Annotated in this window: 13 protein-coding genes, 2 pseudogenes and 1 riboswitch; of the genes and pseudogenes, 10 read left to right on the top strand and 5 right to left on the bottom strand. The window is 65.1% G+C overall.

Going from position 1 to position 14,301, the window contains the following annotated elements; genetic code table 11:
• Positions 1–47: 47 nt before the first annotated feature.
• Both EBI04_RS04065 and EBI04_RS04060 read right to left on the bottom strand, forming a co-directional pair.
• Complete coding sequence (locus EBI04_RS04065; RefSeq protein ID WP_167481870.1) at positions 48–1,283, bottom strand: ABC transporter substrate-binding protein; 1,236 nt, start codon at positions 1,281–1,283, stop codon at positions 48–50.
• Positions 1,240–2,433, bottom strand: coding sequence for an ROK family transcriptional regulator (locus EBI04_RS04060; protein ID WP_135256168.1), 1,194 nt, complete (start codon positions 2,431–2,433; stop codon positions 1,240–1,242). Before EBI04_RS04060 ends, EBI04_RS04065 begins: the two co-directional genes overlap by 44 nt.
• 131 nt (positions 2,434–2,564) lie before the next feature.
• Positions 2,565–2,724: riboswitch (cobalamin riboswitch) on the top strand.
• A 132-nt stretch (positions 2,725–2,856) separates the two neighbouring features.
• Here EBI04_RS04060 and EBI04_RS04055 point away from each other — a divergent pair.
• The 6 genes and pseudogenes from EBI04_RS04055 (at position 2,857) to EBI04_RS04030 (ending at position 7,797) form a co-directional block, all read left to right on the top strand.
• A complete protein-coding gene (locus EBI04_RS04055) occupies positions 2,857–3,711 on the top strand; it encodes an ABC transporter substrate-binding protein (protein ID WP_135256166.1) in 855 nt (284 codons plus the stop codon).
• A 3-nt stretch (positions 3,712–3,714) separates the two neighbouring features.
• A pseudogene (locus tag EBI04_RS04050) lies at positions 3,715–4,742 on the top strand (FecCD family ABC transporter permease).
• A 31-nt stretch (positions 4,743–4,773) separates the two neighbouring features.
• Positions 4,774–5,481, top strand: a pseudogene (locus tag EBI04_RS04045) (ABC transporter ATP-binding protein); the annotation flags it as partial.
• Positions 5,462–5,776: a hypothetical protein gene (locus EBI04_RS04040; protein WP_135256163.1), complete on the top strand. Its 315-nt coding sequence runs from the start codon at positions 5,462–5,464 to the stop codon at positions 5,774–5,776. The pseudogene EBI04_RS04045 and the gene EBI04_RS04040, both read left to right, overlap by 20 nt.
• A gap of 84 nt (positions 5,777–5,860) precedes the next feature.
• Entirely contained in the window at positions 5,861–6,598 is a 738-nt protein-coding gene (locus EBI04_RS04035) for an SDR family oxidoreductase (RefSeq protein WP_135256161.1), read from the top strand.
• A 32-nt stretch (positions 6,599–6,630) separates the two neighbouring features.
• Entirely contained in the window at positions 6,631–7,797 is a 1,167-nt protein-coding gene (locus EBI04_RS04030) for a serine hydrolase domain-containing protein (RefSeq protein WP_135256159.1), read from the top strand.
• Here the strand turns inward: EBI04_RS04030 and mntR are convergent.
• Genes mntR through EBI04_RS04015 form a run of 3 tightly spaced genes read right to left on the bottom strand, consistent with a single transcriptional unit; the run spans position 7,779 to position 9,794 of the window.
• Positions 7,779–8,450 carry a manganese-dependent transcriptional regulator MntR gene (gene mntR / locus EBI04_RS04025; RefSeq protein ID WP_135256157.1) on the bottom strand — a complete coding sequence of 224 codons (672 nt, stop codon included), beginning with the start codon at positions 8,448–8,450 and terminating at the stop codon, positions 7,779–7,781. The two genes, EBI04_RS04030 and mntR, sit on opposite strands and share 19 nt — an antisense overlap.
• Before the next feature lie 30 nt (positions 8,451–8,480).
• On the bottom strand, positions 8,481–9,389 hold the full coding sequence (locus EBI04_RS04020; protein WP_135256155.1) for a DUF72 domain-containing protein: 909 nt from the start codon (positions 9,387–9,389) through the stop codon (positions 8,481–8,483).
• A 39-nt stretch (positions 9,390–9,428) separates the two neighbouring features.
• A complete protein-coding gene (locus tag EBI04_RS04015) occupies positions 9,429–9,794 on the bottom strand; it encodes an ArsR/SmtB family transcription factor (RefSeq protein ID WP_049775669.1) in 366 nt (121 codons plus the stop codon).
• A gap of 201 nt (positions 9,795–9,995) precedes the next feature.
• On the opposite strand from EBI04_RS04015, the gene EBI04_RS04010 reads away from it, so the two are divergent.
• The 4 genes from EBI04_RS04010 to EBI04_RS03995 are packed head-to-tail and all read left to right on the top strand — an operon-like array spanning position 9,996 to position 14,286.
• Positions 9,996–10,478, top strand: a complete 483-nt coding sequence (locus EBI04_RS04010) for an arsenate reductase (azurin) small subunit (RefSeq protein ID WP_135256153.1) — start codon at positions 9,996–9,998, stop codon at positions 10,476–10,478.
• Between the two features lie 12 nt (positions 10,479–10,490).
• Complete coding sequence (locus EBI04_RS04005) at positions 10,491–10,940, top strand: hypothetical protein (protein ID WP_240695371.1); 450 nt, start codon at positions 10,491–10,493, stop codon at positions 10,938–10,940.
• A gap of 36 nt (positions 10,941–10,976) precedes the next feature.
• Entirely contained in the window at positions 10,977–12,089 is a 1,113-nt protein-coding gene (locus EBI04_RS04000; RefSeq protein ID WP_135257862.1) for a transposase, read from the top strand.
• A 1-nt stretch (position 12,090) separates the two neighbouring features.
• Positions 12,091–14,286 (top strand): arsenate reductase (azurin) large subunit, encoded by a 2,196-nt coding sequence (locus EBI04_RS03995; protein WP_240695370.1) that lies wholly within the window; start codon positions 12,091–12,093, stop codon positions 14,284–14,286.
• Positions 14,287–14,301 lie beyond the last annotated feature (15 nt).

The raw sequence follows: 14,301 nt of genomic DNA, 5'->3' as shown, positions 1-14,301 counted from the left end.
TTCGGGAAAAGTCCGTGGGGGCTTTAGCCCCCACGGACCGAGGGGTTCTAACGGCCCAAGCCCACCTGGTTGGCGATGGCCTGGGCAGCGTTGGCCGCCGCTTGCGGGTTCTTGCTCTGCAAGAAGATCTCCATCACCGTGCCGAACTGGCTCATGAAGCTTTCGGGTGCCACCGCCCCATGCACCAAAGAGCCCACGATGCGGTTCGTCTTCCAGTCCTTCATGGCCGACTGGCCGTAGGCGTTGTACTTGGCGGGGTCGGAGTCCAGCCTTGCAGCGATGGAGCCCTTCAGGGGGTTGAAGGCGTCCTGCCCTTCCTTGGAGCCCACCAGCTTAAGCCAGTTGAGGGCGTTTTGCCGGTTCTTGGCTCCCTTGGGCAGGCCAAAGGAGTCGGAGAGCATCATGAAGATCCCGGAGGTGCCGGGGGAGGGGACCCAGGCAAAGTCCGTGCCAGGCTTGAGCTTCAAGGTGGTGCTCATGTAGCCGGCGGCCCAGTCGCCCATGATGTTGAAAGCGGCCTGGCCCTGGACTACCCGGTCCACCGCCTGCTGCCAGGAAAGCCCTGCGGCGTCCTTGTTGGCGCAGTCCAGCACCTTGCCGAAGGTTTCCCATACGGCCACCGCCTTGGGGTCGGTGAACTTCAGCTTGCCGCTCCAGAGGTTGGCCCAGCCGTCCGCGCCCAAGGTGGCCAGGGCCACGCTTTCCCAAAGGTGCTGCTGGGTCCAGTTCTCGCCCAGGGCCAGGGGCGCCTCGAGGCCCTTCCGCTTCAAGGTCTGGCAGGTGGCGAGGAACTCCGCCCAGGTCTTGGGCGGGGCCACGCCCCATTCCTTCAGCTTGGCGGGGATGTACCACATGACGTTGGAGCGGTGGATGTTGACGGGCACGCTCCAGATGCCCCCCTTGTAAGAAAGGAGGTCGATGAGGCCCTTGGGGAAGGCTTGGAGCCAACCCTCCTGCCGGAAGAGGCTGGTGAGGTCCTCCATGCGCTCGGCCACCACCCAGGTGCCGATGAGTTCCTGTCCGGCGTGCACCTGGAAGGTGTCGGGCGGGTCACCGCCCAGCATGCGGGTCTTCAGGACTGCCTTGGCGTTCACCCCTGCCCCGCCGGTTACGGTGGCGTTGATCACCTCCACGCCCGGGTACTTCTGCTTGTAGAGCCGGATGAGGGCCTCCAGAGCGGGACCTTCGTCCCCTGCCCACCAGGAGAAGATCTCCAGCTTGCCCGTCTGGGCCAGGGCGCTAAGCCCCAGGGCCACGCCGATCGCCAAAAGCCACTTCCTCATATCTACCTCCATTGCGACGTGGGCTTTCCGCCCACAGGCCGCCCAGCTCGAAAAACCTCACCAAAAAGAGACTGGCCCCTCCCACCGCCGGGGCCAGGTGACCATAAAGGGAAGGTTGCACGGGCAAGGAACGATGGGCTTCCAGGAAGGCATGGGCCGCCAAGGACTGGCGCAAGGGTTGCTCCAGGTAGGGGAAAAATTCGGCTGCCTTGCCCCCTATGACCACCCGGGCCGGGTCATAGGCCACAGCCAGGTTGGCCAGGAAGCGGCCCAAGGCCTCGCCCAAGTGGTGGATGGCCTCGAGGGCCAAAGCCTCCCCCTGCTTGGCCTGCTGGAGCAGGGCCTCGAGGTCCCCTGTCTTTCCACCCAGGAACCGGTAATGCTCCAAGAGGGCACCAAGGCCTAGTTCGGTTTCTAAACACCCCACCCGGCCGCAAGCGCAGGGCTTGTGCCCCTGGCCGAGCCAATGGCCCAGCTCCCCAGCGGCTCCACCCGCTCCCCGCAGGATCCGGCTATCCGATACCACCCCGATTCCCAGGCCCGTGCTGAGCACCAGGTAGGCGAGGTTGGCCTCTCCGTGAAAGAAGACCTCGGACAGGGCCGAGGCCTTGGCATCGTTTTCCAAGGCCGTGGGCAGGGGAAAGTGGGAGAGCAGGGGCCGGAGGTCTAGGTTTTTCCAGCCCAGGTTGGGGGCCAGGAGGAGCCGGTCCTCCACCACCACCCCAGGCAGGGTGAACCCCAGGCCCAAGGGCCCCGGTACATGGGGAAGAACCTCCTGCAGAAGCCGTTCCAGGCGTTCCTTGGGACCGGCCTCCCGGGGGTGGCTCCATTCCTTGGCCCATAGAACCTCCCCCCGCCAGTCCAGGGCCAGAAGGACGGTTTCCTCCACCCCCAGTTCCGCGCCTAGGGCAAAGCGGGCGCCAGGGCGCAGGTGCAAGAGGGTGCCGGGCCGGCCCACGGGGGGAGAGGTAAAGGCCCCTTCCTCCAGAAGGCCCTCCTGTAAAAGCTCATCCACCAGGCGGCTTACCGCGCTTTTAGCTAAACCGGTAAGCCGGGAAAGGTCCGCGCGGGTAAGGGGGCCCCGCCTCAGGTGGGCCAGGATGGCCCGGCGGTTGAGCCTGCGGATTTCCTGCGTGTCCCCTTTGCGCATCCCAGCTCCTTTCCCTTGCCCCTTTAGTTCGTTCTCGGGACTAAGTAAATCACCCGTCCCCGGACGTGTCAAGCCCTTGCCTTTTTGCCCCGTTAGGCTTAGCCTGGCCTTAAGGCTCGCTAGGGCCTCAAAGCCAGGTCCGTTGCCCTGGTGCCTGGGCGCGTAGTCCAGGCTTAAAGTGGGGAAGTCCGGTGCAAGTCCGGCGCTGTCCCGCAACGGTAACCGGCCACGCTTTGGGCTTAAGCTTCCCAGGCCGGAAGCCCGAATACCTGCCAGGGCCGCCCGCCAGACCCCGAGGCGGGCACCTCACGCGGATGGGGGAGCGATGGGGGTTTGCAAAGCCATTTGCGCCCCTGCCGCTTTCCGGCAGGGGTTTTCCCTACCTCCCCCGGGCCTGGCCCTAGCGGCTTTAGGGAGGTAGGCATGAGGAGAGTTCTGGCGGTTCTTTCGGTTCTTTTCGCTCTGGCCTTCGCTTTTCCCCTAACCCTCACCGACGACCTGGGGCGCACGGTCACCGTCAAGGCGCCGCCCAAACGGATCGTCACCCTGTTGCCCTCGGCGACGGAAACGGTCTGCGCCCTAGGGGCTTGCGACCGCCTCGTGGCCACCGACGATTTTTCCGACTGGCCGGAAAGCGTCAAGCGCCTGCCCAAGGCGGGGGGGCTTTACAACCCCAACCCCGAGCTCATCGTTTCCTTGAAACCGGACCTGGTTTTGGTTTCCAAGTACGGGCGTTTGTACGAAACCCTGGAGCGGGCGGGCCTAACGGTGTATGCGGTGCGCACCGAGACCTACGAGGATATCTTCCGCACCACCCGCACCCTGGGGAAGCTTCTTGGCCTCGAGGCCCAGGCGGAGCGCCTGGTGGCCCAGATTCAGCGGGAGGTGTACCAGGAGGAGTCCCGTGCGGCCAAGGCCAAGACCCGGCCCCGGGTTTACTACGAGATCGACCCCACCCCCTACACCGTGGGTCCGGAGAGCTTCATCGGGGTTCTGATCCAAAAGGCCCGGGGGGTGAACATCATTCCCAAGGAGCTGGGCCTTTTCCCCAAGATCGCCCCGGAGTTCGTGGTGGAGAAGAACCCCGAGGTGATCGTGGCCACCTACCCGGGTGCCCTGGAAACCATCCGGGCCAGGCCGGGCTGGAGCCGGGTGAAGGCGGTGCAGACAGGGCGCATCTGCGTGTTTACCGGGGGTCAGGATAGCCTCCTCTCCCGCCCAGGTCCCCGGGTGGCCCAGGGGCTTAGGCTCCTGGTGGACTGCTTCCACGGGCGCTAGGCCATGGTCCAGGCCCTTCCCCTGGCCCTCAAGCGGAGTCTGGTCTTCCTTTGGCTCGTGGGGCTCCTTGTCCTGGCCCTGCTCCTAGGGGTGGGCCTGGGGGCGGTGGCCCTTTCCCCAGGGGAGGTGGTGCGGGCTCTTTTGGGCCTCGAGGCCAACCCCATCGTCACCGAAATGCGCCTGCCCCGGGTGCTGGGAGGGATGCTGGTGGGGGCGGCCTTGGGGGTGGCGGGGGCCAGCTTCCAGGGGTTATTCCGCAATCCCCTGGCCGACCCCTACCTCATGGGCTCCGCGGCGGGGGCAGCCTTCGCCGTGACCCTTCTGGCCAGCTTGCTGGGGGGCCTGGCCCCCGCCTTTGCCCAGCACGCCATCTTCCAAAGCCTGCCCCTTTCCGCCACCCTCTTCGGGTTCCTCGGGGCCCTCTCCGCCACCTTCCTCACCCTGGTGCTGGCAGGGGGAGCGGCCCGGACAGGGGAGCTGGTCCTGGCGGGGGTGGTGGTGGGGAGCGTGCTCACCGGGGCCACCACCTACCTGATGCTCCAGGATGCCGACCGGGTGCGGGCGGTCTTCGCCTACACCCTGGGCAACCTGGCCTTCATGGGCTGGCCTTCGGTGAAGGCCATGGTCCTTTTTTTCCTTCTGGCCCTTCCCCCGCTGTTGCTTCTGGGGCGGGTGTTGAACGCCCTCCAGCTGGGGGAGGAGGTGGCCCGGAGTATGGGGCTACCCCTCGAGGGCCTGAAACTCCTCCTCCTCCTGGCGGCGAGCCTCTTGGTGGCCGCCGCCGTGGCCCAGGCAGGGATCATCGGCTTCGTGGGCCTCATCACCCCCACCTCCTCCGGCGTCTCTTGGGGGAGGATTACCGCCTGCTTCTTCCCGCTTCCGCCCTAGGAGGGGCGGTCCTCCTAACCGTGGCGGACCTCCTGGCCCGCACCCTTACCCGGCCGGCGGAGCTTCCCGTGGGGGTGGTGACCACGCTTCTTGGGGGGCCATTCTTCCTCTACCTGATGTGGAGGCGGCGTGGAAGGGCTTGAGGCCAAGGGAATCGTGGGGCCCTATGCCCTTTTGGGGGTGGACCTGACCGTAAGGCCAGGGGAGTGGGTGGCCCTTTTGGGCCCCAATGGATCGGGGAAGAGCACCCTCCTAAGGGTGATGGCGGGGCTCCTCCGGCCCAGGGCGGGAGAGGTCTTTCTGGAGGGAAAGCCCCTTCCGGCCCATGGAAGCTATGCCCGGGGCCGCCTCCTCGCCTACCTGCCCCAGGGAGGCCTTTACCCGGAGGGGCTCTTGGTGGAGGAGGTGGTGCGCTTAGGAAGGCTTCCCCACCTGGGCCTTTGGGGGCGGGAGAGGCGGGAGGATGCGGAAGCGGTGGAGTGGGCTTTGGAGGTTACTGGGGCTTCCCGTTTCCGGGGCAGGTACCTGGGTAGCCTTTCCGGCGGGGAGCGCCAGCGGGTTCTTCTGGCCCGGGCCCTGGCGGCTAGGCCCCGCTACCTCCTTCTGGACGAACCCACCACCTTCCTGGACCTGGAATACCAGGGTGGCCTTCTGGCCCTCTTCCAAAACCTGGTTGTCAAGGGAATGGGGATTCTTTCCGTCCTTCACGACCCCAACCAGGCGGCTTTGGCCGGACGGGTGGCGGTGTTGAAAGGGGGACGGCTTTTGGCGGAAGGAAGGCCGGAAGCGGTGCTCACAGAAACCCTTCTGCAAAACCTCTACGGTACAGGGGTGCGGGTGGCCCACCTCATGGGGAGGCCCCATGTCTACCTGGACGGATAGGGCTAGGCTCTACATCCGGGGCCGGGCTTTCCTCCTGGACCTTGGGGAGGAGGTGGCCTTTTACACGGAATCCGGACCCAAGAGAGCCCGTTACCTCCTGGTGGGTCAGCTTTCCCTGCCTGAGCGCTTGCGGCTTGGCCTGCCCCGGGAAGGGGTTCTCCACTACCCTTTGCCGGTGGACCCCTTGGCCTTTGAGTGGGAAGGGGAAACCCTGATCTTTCCGGGGCTTAGGGTGTATCTGGGAGGGCCTCCGGCCTTTGTGGAAACCCCTTACTACGCCTGGCGGCTGGGGTGAGGCGAAGAAGTCCTTGACGGAAACACCGCCACGGGGTAGGGTGAACTTACCGACCGTTCGGTCGCCAGACACAGGAGGTGGCGGATGCGGCTAAAGAACAAGGTGGTGCTGATCACGGGGGCGGCCCACGGGATCGGCCGGGCTACCCTGGAGCTTTTCGCCCGGGAGGGCGCCAGGCTGGTGGCCTGCGACCTAGAGGAAGGGCCCTTAAAGGAGGCGGCAGCGGCCACGGGGGCCTTGGCCCTTCCCATGGACGTGGCCGACCCTGCTTCGGTGGAGAGGGGGTTCCGGGAGGCCCTTCAGGCCATGGGCCGCCTGGACGGGGTGGTGCACTATGCGGGCATTACCCGGGACAACTTCCACTGGAAGATGCCCCTGGAGGACTGGGAGGTCGTGATCCGGGTGAACCTCACGGGGAGCTTCCTGGTGGCCAAGGCGGCCAGCGAGGCCATGCGGGAGCGGAACCCTGGTTCCATTGTGCTCACCAGTTCCCGGGTGTACCTGGGCAACCTGGGGCAGGCCAACTATGCGGCTTCCAAGGCGGGGGTGGTGGGGCTTACCCGCACCCTGGCCCTGGAGCTTGGGCGGTACGGGATCCGGGTGAACGCCCTGGCCCCGGGGTTCATCGAGACCCGGATGACGGCTAAGGTGCCGGAGAGGGTGCGGGAGAAGGCCATCGCCGCTACCCCCTTGGGCCGTGCCGGCCAGCCCATGGAGGTGGCCTACGCCGCCTTGTTCCTTGTTTCCGATGAGTCCAGCTTCATCACCGGCCAGGTCCTCTTCGTGGACGGGGGTAGAACGGTGGGGGCTGCTCCCGCCTGAGGGTAGGGGGGCTCGGTTTCCAAGGGGGCACCATGAATTTTTCCCGGCTGGATGGTTTTTTGAATAGGCAGGTGGCTGAGGGCCTTCTTCCCGGATACGTGGCCCTGGTGGCCCGGGGGGGAGAGGTGGTCTACCAGGGCATGGGAGGGCATATGGGCCCGGAAAAGGCTCTTCCCATGCGGGAGGACGCCCTTTTCCGCATCTACTCCATGACCAAGCCATGGGTTTCCGCCCTGGCCCTCATCTTCGTGGAGGAGGGCAGCCTTTCCCTTCTGGACCCGGTGGAGAAATACCTGCCGGAGTTTGCCAGACTCAAGGTGGGGCGGGAGGTAGGGGAGGAGGTGGTGCCAGAGCCCCTTAGGCGTCCCCTCACCGTCTACGACCTCCTGCGCCACACGGCGGGCTTCACCTACGGGGTCTTCTTCCGCTCCCCGGTGAAACGGCTCTACCTGGAGGCGGGGGTGGACCGGTTTGACCTTTCCCGGGAGGAGTTTCTTGAGCGCCTGGCCGCTTTGCCCCTGCGCTTTCAGCCGGGAGAGGCCTTTGAGTATGGGCTTTCCACCGATGTGCTTGGACATCTTTTGGAGGTGCTTGCGGGGAGGAGCCTGGCGGAGCTCTTGGAGGAACGGGTGTTCGCCCCCTTGGGGATGCGGGACTCGGGTTTTTGGGCCAGGGATCCCACCCGTCTGGCAAAGCCCTTTCCCCAGGACCCGGAAACGGGCAGGTCCATCCGCCTCATCCCCGTGGAAGCGGAGCCCCCCCGGTATGCGGGGGGCCTGGGCGGGGTGAGCACAGCCTGGGACTACCTGCGGTTCCTGGAGGCCCTACGCACGGGCCGGGGTGTGTTGCATCCGAGCCTGTGCCGCCTCATGACCCAGGACCATCTGGGTCCCCTTTACGAAGCCGGGTTGCGGCGGGGCTTGGAGTACACCCCAGGCCCGGGTTACGGCTTCGGCCTGGGGGTGGCGGTGCGTTTGGGCCCTGGGGGTCTGGCTCCGGGAAGCCCCGGGGACTTCTACTGGTGGGGGTTTGCCGGCACCTACTTCCTGGCGGATCCCGCCCTAGAACTGAGTGCCTTGCTTTTCACCCAGGCCCCCAATCTCCTTTCCGTGCTGGAGCCGGAAAAGACTCTCTATTCCCGGCTTGGGCAGCGGCTTGGCCTGGCCTTCCGCACCCTGGTTTACGGGGCCCTTTCCTGAAGGGCCTCCACCCCAACGGCCTGGGCCAGCTCCTCGGGAAGGCGGAAGACCTCCCCGGCCATTTCGATGCCCACCCCGTCCCCTTTCTCCACCACCCTCAGGACCTTTCCGGGAACCAGGCCCAGCTTGGCCAGGAGGTTGAGGGTGCCCCGGTCCTGGGCCAGGGCCCGCACCACCCGGGCCTTCCCCAAGGGGGCCTGGGAGAGGGGGAGGGCTGGGGCTTCCGGCAGGGCCAGGTCCTTGGTGGGGATGGGGTCCCCGTGGGGGTCAAAGGGAGGGTGGCCTAAGAGCTCGGCGATCCTTTCCTCAAAGGCCTCGCTGATCACGTGTTCCAGCCGTTCCGCTTCCTGGTGGACCTCTTCCCAACCGTAGCCGAGGGCCTGGTGCAGGTAGGCCTCGAGGAGCCGGTGGTGCCTTAAGACCTCCAGGGCGATCCGCCGCCCGGCCTCGGTGAGCCGGGCCCCCTGGTAAGGGGCATGCTCCACCAAGCCCAAGGCGGTGAGCTTTTTGAGCATCTCCGTGACCGAAGGGGGCTTAACCCCCAAGCGCTCGGCAAGCGCCTGGGTGGGCACCGGGCCTTGCCGCTCCGCCTCCAGGAGGAAAAGCTGCTTCAGGTAGTCCTCCTGGGCCTCGGACAGGGGAGGGCGCGCCATCCCCCTCAAGGTAGCATGAAACACCAGGGGTTAAAGCAGTTTCTTGGCCCAGGGAGGAGGCCCTAGGCCCAGGAGGCCTTTAAGCCCCATGGCTGCCTCCACGCCCTGGGTGCCGTAGTTGTTGTTAAAGATGACGAAAACCGTCTCGGCCTTCTCCGCAAGGGTCAGGGTGGCTTGGGCCAGGTCTTGAAGCTCCTCCTCTGAGTAACGCCAGTTGAAGCGCTCGTAGGGCTTCTGGTGGGGGCCTTTCCAGGACTCCGCGTTTCTTCCATGGCATCGGAGCACCGCCACGGGATGGGTGGGTTCCAGGACCCGGGGTGGGGCCTCGGGATGGGGTGGGGCATCCACGCTCACGTGGATGAGGCCGAGCCGCTCCAATTCCTTCCTCACGAATCCCCAGGCCACGTACCACCTGGGGTTGCGAAACTCCACCGCCACCCAGTAGCCCTGGGTCCTTTCTGCCAGGTGCTCCAGGTAGCGAAAGCTGCGGGGCTTGGGTTCGGTCCAGGGCGGAAGGCCGAAGTGCAGGTACCCCAGCTTGCCGGCCTCCCTTAAGGGGGTGATGGCGGCGAAGAACCGGTTCCAGGCTTCCTCTAGAACCTCTTGGGGGATTTCCCGTTGGGCCAGGTGGCCTTCCGTTTTGGGGAGAAGGGAGCGAAGGTCCTTGGGAAGGGTGGCGGCGTCGAGGCCATGTCCGGTAAAGGCGGAAAATGCCTTCACGTGGAAGAGAAAGCCCGCTGGGGTCCTCTCGGCCCATTTCTCCACCACCTCCCGCCGGGGTAGGGCGTAGAAGGTGCTGTCCACCTCCACGGTGTCAAAGTGCTCCGCATAGTAGCGGAGGCGCTTCTCGGGATGGTGGCGTACCTCGGGAGGATACCACCCGGAGGCGAGGAGGGTTTCGTCCGTCCAGCTGGCGGTACCCACCCGGATCTCTCCCATGCCCTCATGGTGGCAGGGGTGGGGGTTTTAGACAAGCGCTTACCCCGCCTTGGCGGCGGCCCTCTCCGCTTGGCGGGCCAGGTGAAGGAGCTCGTGGGCTAGGGCCTCGAGGCCCCCTGGCTTAAGGCGGAAATAGGTCCAACGCCCCACCCGCACGCCCTCCACCAGCCCGGCTTCGCGAAGGATCTTGAGGTGGTGGCTTACCGTGGGGCCCGAAAGCCCGGTCTTCTCCTTCAGATGGCAAAAGCACACCCCGTAAGCAGTGCCGCAGCGAGGGTCAAAGGCGGTGTGCTCGTCGGGAAGCTCCGCCAGGAGGCGGACGATAGTTAGCCTGGCGGGATGCGCCAGGGCTTCGGTCAACTTAAGGGCCACATTGGGGCGGCCGGGCGCTGGATCACAAGCCATCAGGTTATACTTTAGCAAAGGTCCCTCGTTTGGGAAAGGATGCTTATGCCAAACGGGAGATTCCTGATGCCTGTGAGGGCCCATCGGGAGGGCGGAGACAACCCAATACCCTTTGGGGGTATATGGACAGATGTCAAAAGGGATTGACAAAAGTCCCTTGTATTTGATAGTTTTCAACTGCACCCAAGGAGGTGTGTGGCTATGACGCAAACCTTGTCGCGTAGGCGGTTTGTCAAGCTGACGGCGGCGGCCGCCGCCCTCTTCGCCGCAGGGGGCAAGGCCCAGTGGGGATATGCACCCAGCCTTACGTACCCGGCGGTGAAGGTGGCCAACGTTGCTCAGGTGAAAACGGGTCAGCCCATCACCTTTAACTACCCCGATGCCTCCGCCCCGGCCATCCTGGTTAAGCTGGGCAAGCCGGCCATTGGAGGCGTGGGGCCTGGGCGGGACATCGTGGCCTTCTCGGGCCTTTGCACCCATATGGGCTGCCCTATCCAATACGAGGGGGAGAGGTTCATCTGCCGGTGCCACTACTCCATGTTCGACCCCGCCAAGGCCGGGCAGACCTACCAGGGCTTGGCCAGCTCCTGGCTTCCCCAGATTCCTTTGCGCATAGACGGCAAGGGTGATATTTACGCGGTGGCCGTGGCCGGTCTCATCTGGGGCCGGGTTAAGAACGTGTAGGAGGTGTAGGGTATGGCGCTTATTCCTAGAAGGGACCAGCTTCCCATTCCTCCCAAGAACGCTCGGGTGCACAACACGGTGTGCCAGTACTGCAACGTGGGTTGTGGCTACAAGGTGTACGTTTGGCCGGTGGGCGAGCAGGGCGGTCTGAAGCCTGATCAGAACGCTTTCGGCCTGGATCTTTCCCGGGCCCAGCCTCCCTTAGCCGGTCAGAGCTACACGGAGACCATGCACGCGGTCACCGTGGGCAAGGACGGCCGCCAGTACAATGTGGTCATCGTTCCCGCCAAGGATAGCCCCATCAACCGGGGCAACTACTCCATCCGGGGCGGCACCAACGCCCTCACGGTCTGGAGCCTGGACCGGGGCACCCAGGACCGTCTTGAGTATCCCCTTCTTCGCTTGGCTCAAAACTTGCACTTATCCACCCCCCGCATACCCATGCGCCAGGGGACCACTTGAAAAGGGCCGCCCGGTTCCCTTCGGATGAAGGGTGCCATGCACCAGACGGCCCAAGCTCTACTCTGGACCCTCCTGGCCCTCCTGCCAACCCCCCACCTCCGGGAGTCCCTCAAAGCGCTTCTTCTCCTCCTTCTCACCGGCCACGGCAAGGCCAGGCCCCAGCACAGCAAGACCAAGTCCCCTTCCGCCCTCTCCCGCTTCCTCAACCGCTATCCCTGGCCCACCCGCGCCCTCATCCGCCTGGCTCGCAAGAAGGCCCAGGAAACCCTCCACCGGGCCAGGCCCAGGCGGGGGCCCAAGCCCAGGCTCCTGGTGGTCCTGGACCTGGTCACCCTGGAGAAGCGGGGCCTCTTCCCCGCCTTGCCCCTCTCCTTTTTCCACGGCAAGTGGGGGCTCCACCTGGTGGTGCTCTATCTGGTGCTGGGAGAGCTGCGCATCCCCTGGGCCTACCGGGTGTGGCGGGGGAAGGGGGAGAAGGCCCTTTCCCTCCTTGCCCTGCGTCTTCTGGCCTCCCTGCCCCCCTGGATGCGCAAGTCCTTCCACCTTCGGGTGGTGGCCGATGCTGCCTTCGGCACCGCCCGGTTTCTTGTGGGGGTGCGGGGGTTGGGTCTGGAAGCGGTGGTGGGGATGCGGCGGGACCGAAAGACGCGGGAGGGGCTTCCCCTCTTTGGGCTCAGACGGCAGGGGAGCCGGGTGCACCTGCGGGGACTTCCCTTTCCCGTGTGGGTGAGCTGGTACCGCTATCCCTTACCCGGGGGAGGGTGGGAGTGGCGGTACGTGGTGGCCACCTTTCCCGCGGGGCCACGGACTGTGCTGGTGTGGGGGCGGCGGCGGTTTACCATTGAGCACTTCTTCCGCACGGTAAAGAGCGAGTTTTCCCTGGGGCGTTTTGGGCAGCGGACGGCCTTGGGGGTGCATCGGTTTCTGGTGTTGTCCTTCCTGGCTTACCTGCTGGCCCACTGGGTGAGGCTAGCTCCAGACGGGAGAGGTCTTTCTTGGCGGGAGGCTGGGCGGGAGGCGGCGCGCCTGCTTCTGCCGGAGGTGGTCTTGCGGGTCCTCATGGCCGAGCTGGGAGCTTTGGGTCTTTGGCCTCCGCCTGCGGGGGGAAGGGGGTGTTCATGCAGGGTATTCGGGAGGTGCAAGTTTTGAGTTGGGAGACCAGTTCCAGGCCATCACCTGGCAGGACGCCCTCACCCTCATGGCCGGGGTCATCAAGGGTATCCGGGACCGGGATGGCAACGACGACAACCTCGCCGTGAAGTGCTACGACCACGGGGGATCAGGCCAGGGCTTTGAGGACAACTACGGGGCGGGCAAGCTCTTCTTTACCGCGCTTTCCGTGAAGCACATCGCCATTCACAACCGGCCCGCCTATAACTCCGAGGTCTGGGGCAGCCGCGAGCGGGGGGTGCACGAGCTCAACTACACCTATGAGGACGCCCGGCTGGCCGACACCATCGTTCTCTGGGGGGCTAACCCGTACGAAACCGCCACGGTGTTCTACGCCGAGCACATGCTCCCCAACATCCAGGGGAACACGGTGGCGGAAAAGCAGAGGGTCTTTGACCGAGGGGAGCCTGCGGAACCCGGGTACCTGATCGTGATTGACCCGCGGAAGACCTCCTCCTATACCGTCGCCGAAACCGCGGCTAAGGACCGGGTCCTTCTCCTTCAGCCCAACTTGGGCACGGACTACATCCTGGCCAATGCCATCGCCCGGGTGGTCTGGGAGCGGGGCTACTACGACATGGCCTACCTCGAGGCCCGCACCGACGTGAAGCTTTTCGAGGAGTACAAGCAGAAGAGCCTCAAGCTTCAGGTGCCCTATGCCGAGTTCATGGCCCAGGTGGAAAGGATCACCGGGGTGCCCCGGGCCCAGATCGAGAAGGCTGCGGACTGGATTGCCAAGCCCAAGGCGGGCAAGTTCAAGCGCCGCACCCTCACCATCTACGAGAAGGGCATCATCTGGAACATGAAGAACTACGATCAGGTGGCGGCCATCGTGCAGCTGGCGGTCCTCACCCACAACATCGGCCGCCCCGGCACGGGCTGTGGCCGTCAGGGCGGGCACCAGGAGGGGTACGTGCGGCCTCCTGCCCCCACCCCGGGCTCCATCTACCGGGGCGGGCCTCCCGTCAACGTGGACAAGTTCCTGGTGGACGGCAAGGGCAAGTTCTACTGGGTGATCGCCACTGATCCTTACTTGTCCACGCCAAACGCCCAGGTCTTCCGCAAGCGCATCCACGAGCGTACGGAGAAGCTCACCAAGGCCCTGGGTGCTGGTGGGGAGCCCGGGACCATCCAGGAACGGGTGAAGAAAATCCTGGACGTGCTCTACTCCGACCCGGATGCCCTTTTCATGGTGGTCCAGGACATTTACATGACGGAGACCGCCCGCGACGCCCACCTGATCCTGCCCGCGGCCGCCTGGGGTGAGGCCAACGACACCTCCATCAATTGCAATAGCCGTCTGCTCCGCCTGTACGAGAAGTTCATGGATCCCCCCGGTGAGGCCAAGCCCGATTGGGAGATCTTCAAGTGGGTGGGCCTGCGGATCGCTGAACTCTATCGGGCCGAGGGCAAGCACCAGGAGGCCGCCAAGTTTGAGTTCGGCAAGAACTGGAACACCGATGAGGAGGTCTTCCTGGCCGGGGCGGAGGAGTTTAGCGACAACCGGGTGAGCGGGGAGGACGAGGCCAAGCTGGAGCCCGAGAACTACAAGGGGGTCACCTACAAGTTCCTCAAAGAGGTGGGTCAGCAAGGCATACAAACACCTGTGCGCCGGGATCCCAAGACCGGGAAGCTGGTGGGTACCGTGCGCCGCTATACCCACAAGTTCGGCACCACCGACGGCAAGTTCAAGTGGTACGGTACCGACGACTGGGAGGGCTACCCTCCAGAGGTGGCCAAGTACCTGGAAGGGGAAAGGGCCCGGCAGTATCCCTTCTGGGTCACCACGGGGCGGGCCCAGACCATCTGGCAGACCGCCTACCACGACCGTCACCTGCCGGAAAAGGCAATGGCCCTCCCCTTGCCCTATGTGGAGGTCAACCCGCAGGATGCCAAGCGGCTTGGCCTCCAGTCGGGGGACCTGGTGGAGGTCTACAACGAAGAGGGAAACGGCACCTTCATGGTGTACGTGACGGATGCGGTGAAGCCCGGCATGATCTTCCTGGTCATGTACCACTGGCGGGGTACTTCCAACTCCTTGGTCTCCGGCTACACCGATCCCAAGACCACCATTCCGTGGTACAAGGGCACCCGGGCTAACCTCCGCAAGGTGGCAGGGGCCCTCCCCTTCGTGCAGCAGGCGGCTAGCCTCCTGCAACAGAACAAGTTTGACTAAGTCCTGACGCTCGCC

This window comes from Thermus caldilimi (assembly GCF_004684245.1).
Lineage (GTDB): Bacteria > Deinococcota > Deinococci > Deinococcales > Thermaceae > Thermus > Thermus caldilimi.
Note: the sequence above shows the minus strand (reverse complement) of the source record. Positions and strands in the feature narration are given on the sequence as shown.

Excerpts from the sequence above, each read along its gene's own strand:
- EBI04_RS04005 (WP_240695371.1), top strand. The coding sequence starts at position 10,491 with ATGGCGCTTATTCCTAGAAGGGACCAGCTTCCCATTCCTCCCAAGAAC.
- EBI04_RS04000 (WP_135257862.1), top strand. The coding sequence starts at position 10,977 with ATGCACCAGACGGCCCAAGCTCTACTCTGGACCCTCCTGGCCCTCCTG.
- EBI04_RS04060 (WP_135256168.1), bottom strand. The coding sequence starts at position 2,433 with ATGCGCAAAGGGGACACGCAGGAAATCCGCAGGCTCAACCGCCGGGCC.
- EBI04_RS04065 (WP_167481870.1), bottom strand. The coding sequence starts at position 1,283 with ATGAGGAAGTGGCTTTTGGCGATCGGCGTGGCCCTGGGGCTTAGCGCC.
- EBI04_RS04030 (WP_135256159.1), top strand. The coding sequence starts at position 6,631 with ATGAATTTTTCCCGGCTGGATGGTTTTTTGAATAGGCAGGTGGCTGAG.
- EBI04_RS04055 (WP_135256166.1), top strand. The coding sequence starts at position 2,857 with ATGAGGAGAGTTCTGGCGGTTCTTTCGGTTCTTTTCGCTCTGGCCTTC.
- EBI04_RS04010 (WP_135256153.1), top strand. The coding sequence starts at position 9,996 with ATGACGCAAACCTTGTCGCGTAGGCGGTTTGTCAAGCTGACGGCGGCG.
- EBI04_RS04015 (WP_049775669.1), bottom strand. The coding sequence starts at position 9,794 with ATGGCTTGTGATCCAGCGCCCGGCCGCCCCAATGTGGCCCTTAAGTTG.
- EBI04_RS04040 (WP_135256163.1), top strand. The coding sequence starts at position 5,462 with ATGTCTACCTGGACGGATAGGGCTAGGCTCTACATCCGGGGCCGGGCT.
- EBI04_RS04035 (WP_135256161.1), top strand. The coding sequence starts at position 5,861 with ATGCGGCTAAAGAACAAGGTGGTGCTGATCACGGGGGCGGCCCACGGG.
- mntR (WP_135256157.1), bottom strand. The coding sequence starts at position 8,450 with ATGGCGCGCCCTCCCCTGTCCGAGGCCCAGGAGGACTACCTGAAGCAG.
- EBI04_RS04020 (WP_135256155.1), bottom strand. The coding sequence starts at position 9,389 with ATGGGAGAGATCCGGGTGGGTACCGCCAGCTGGACGGACGAAACCCTC.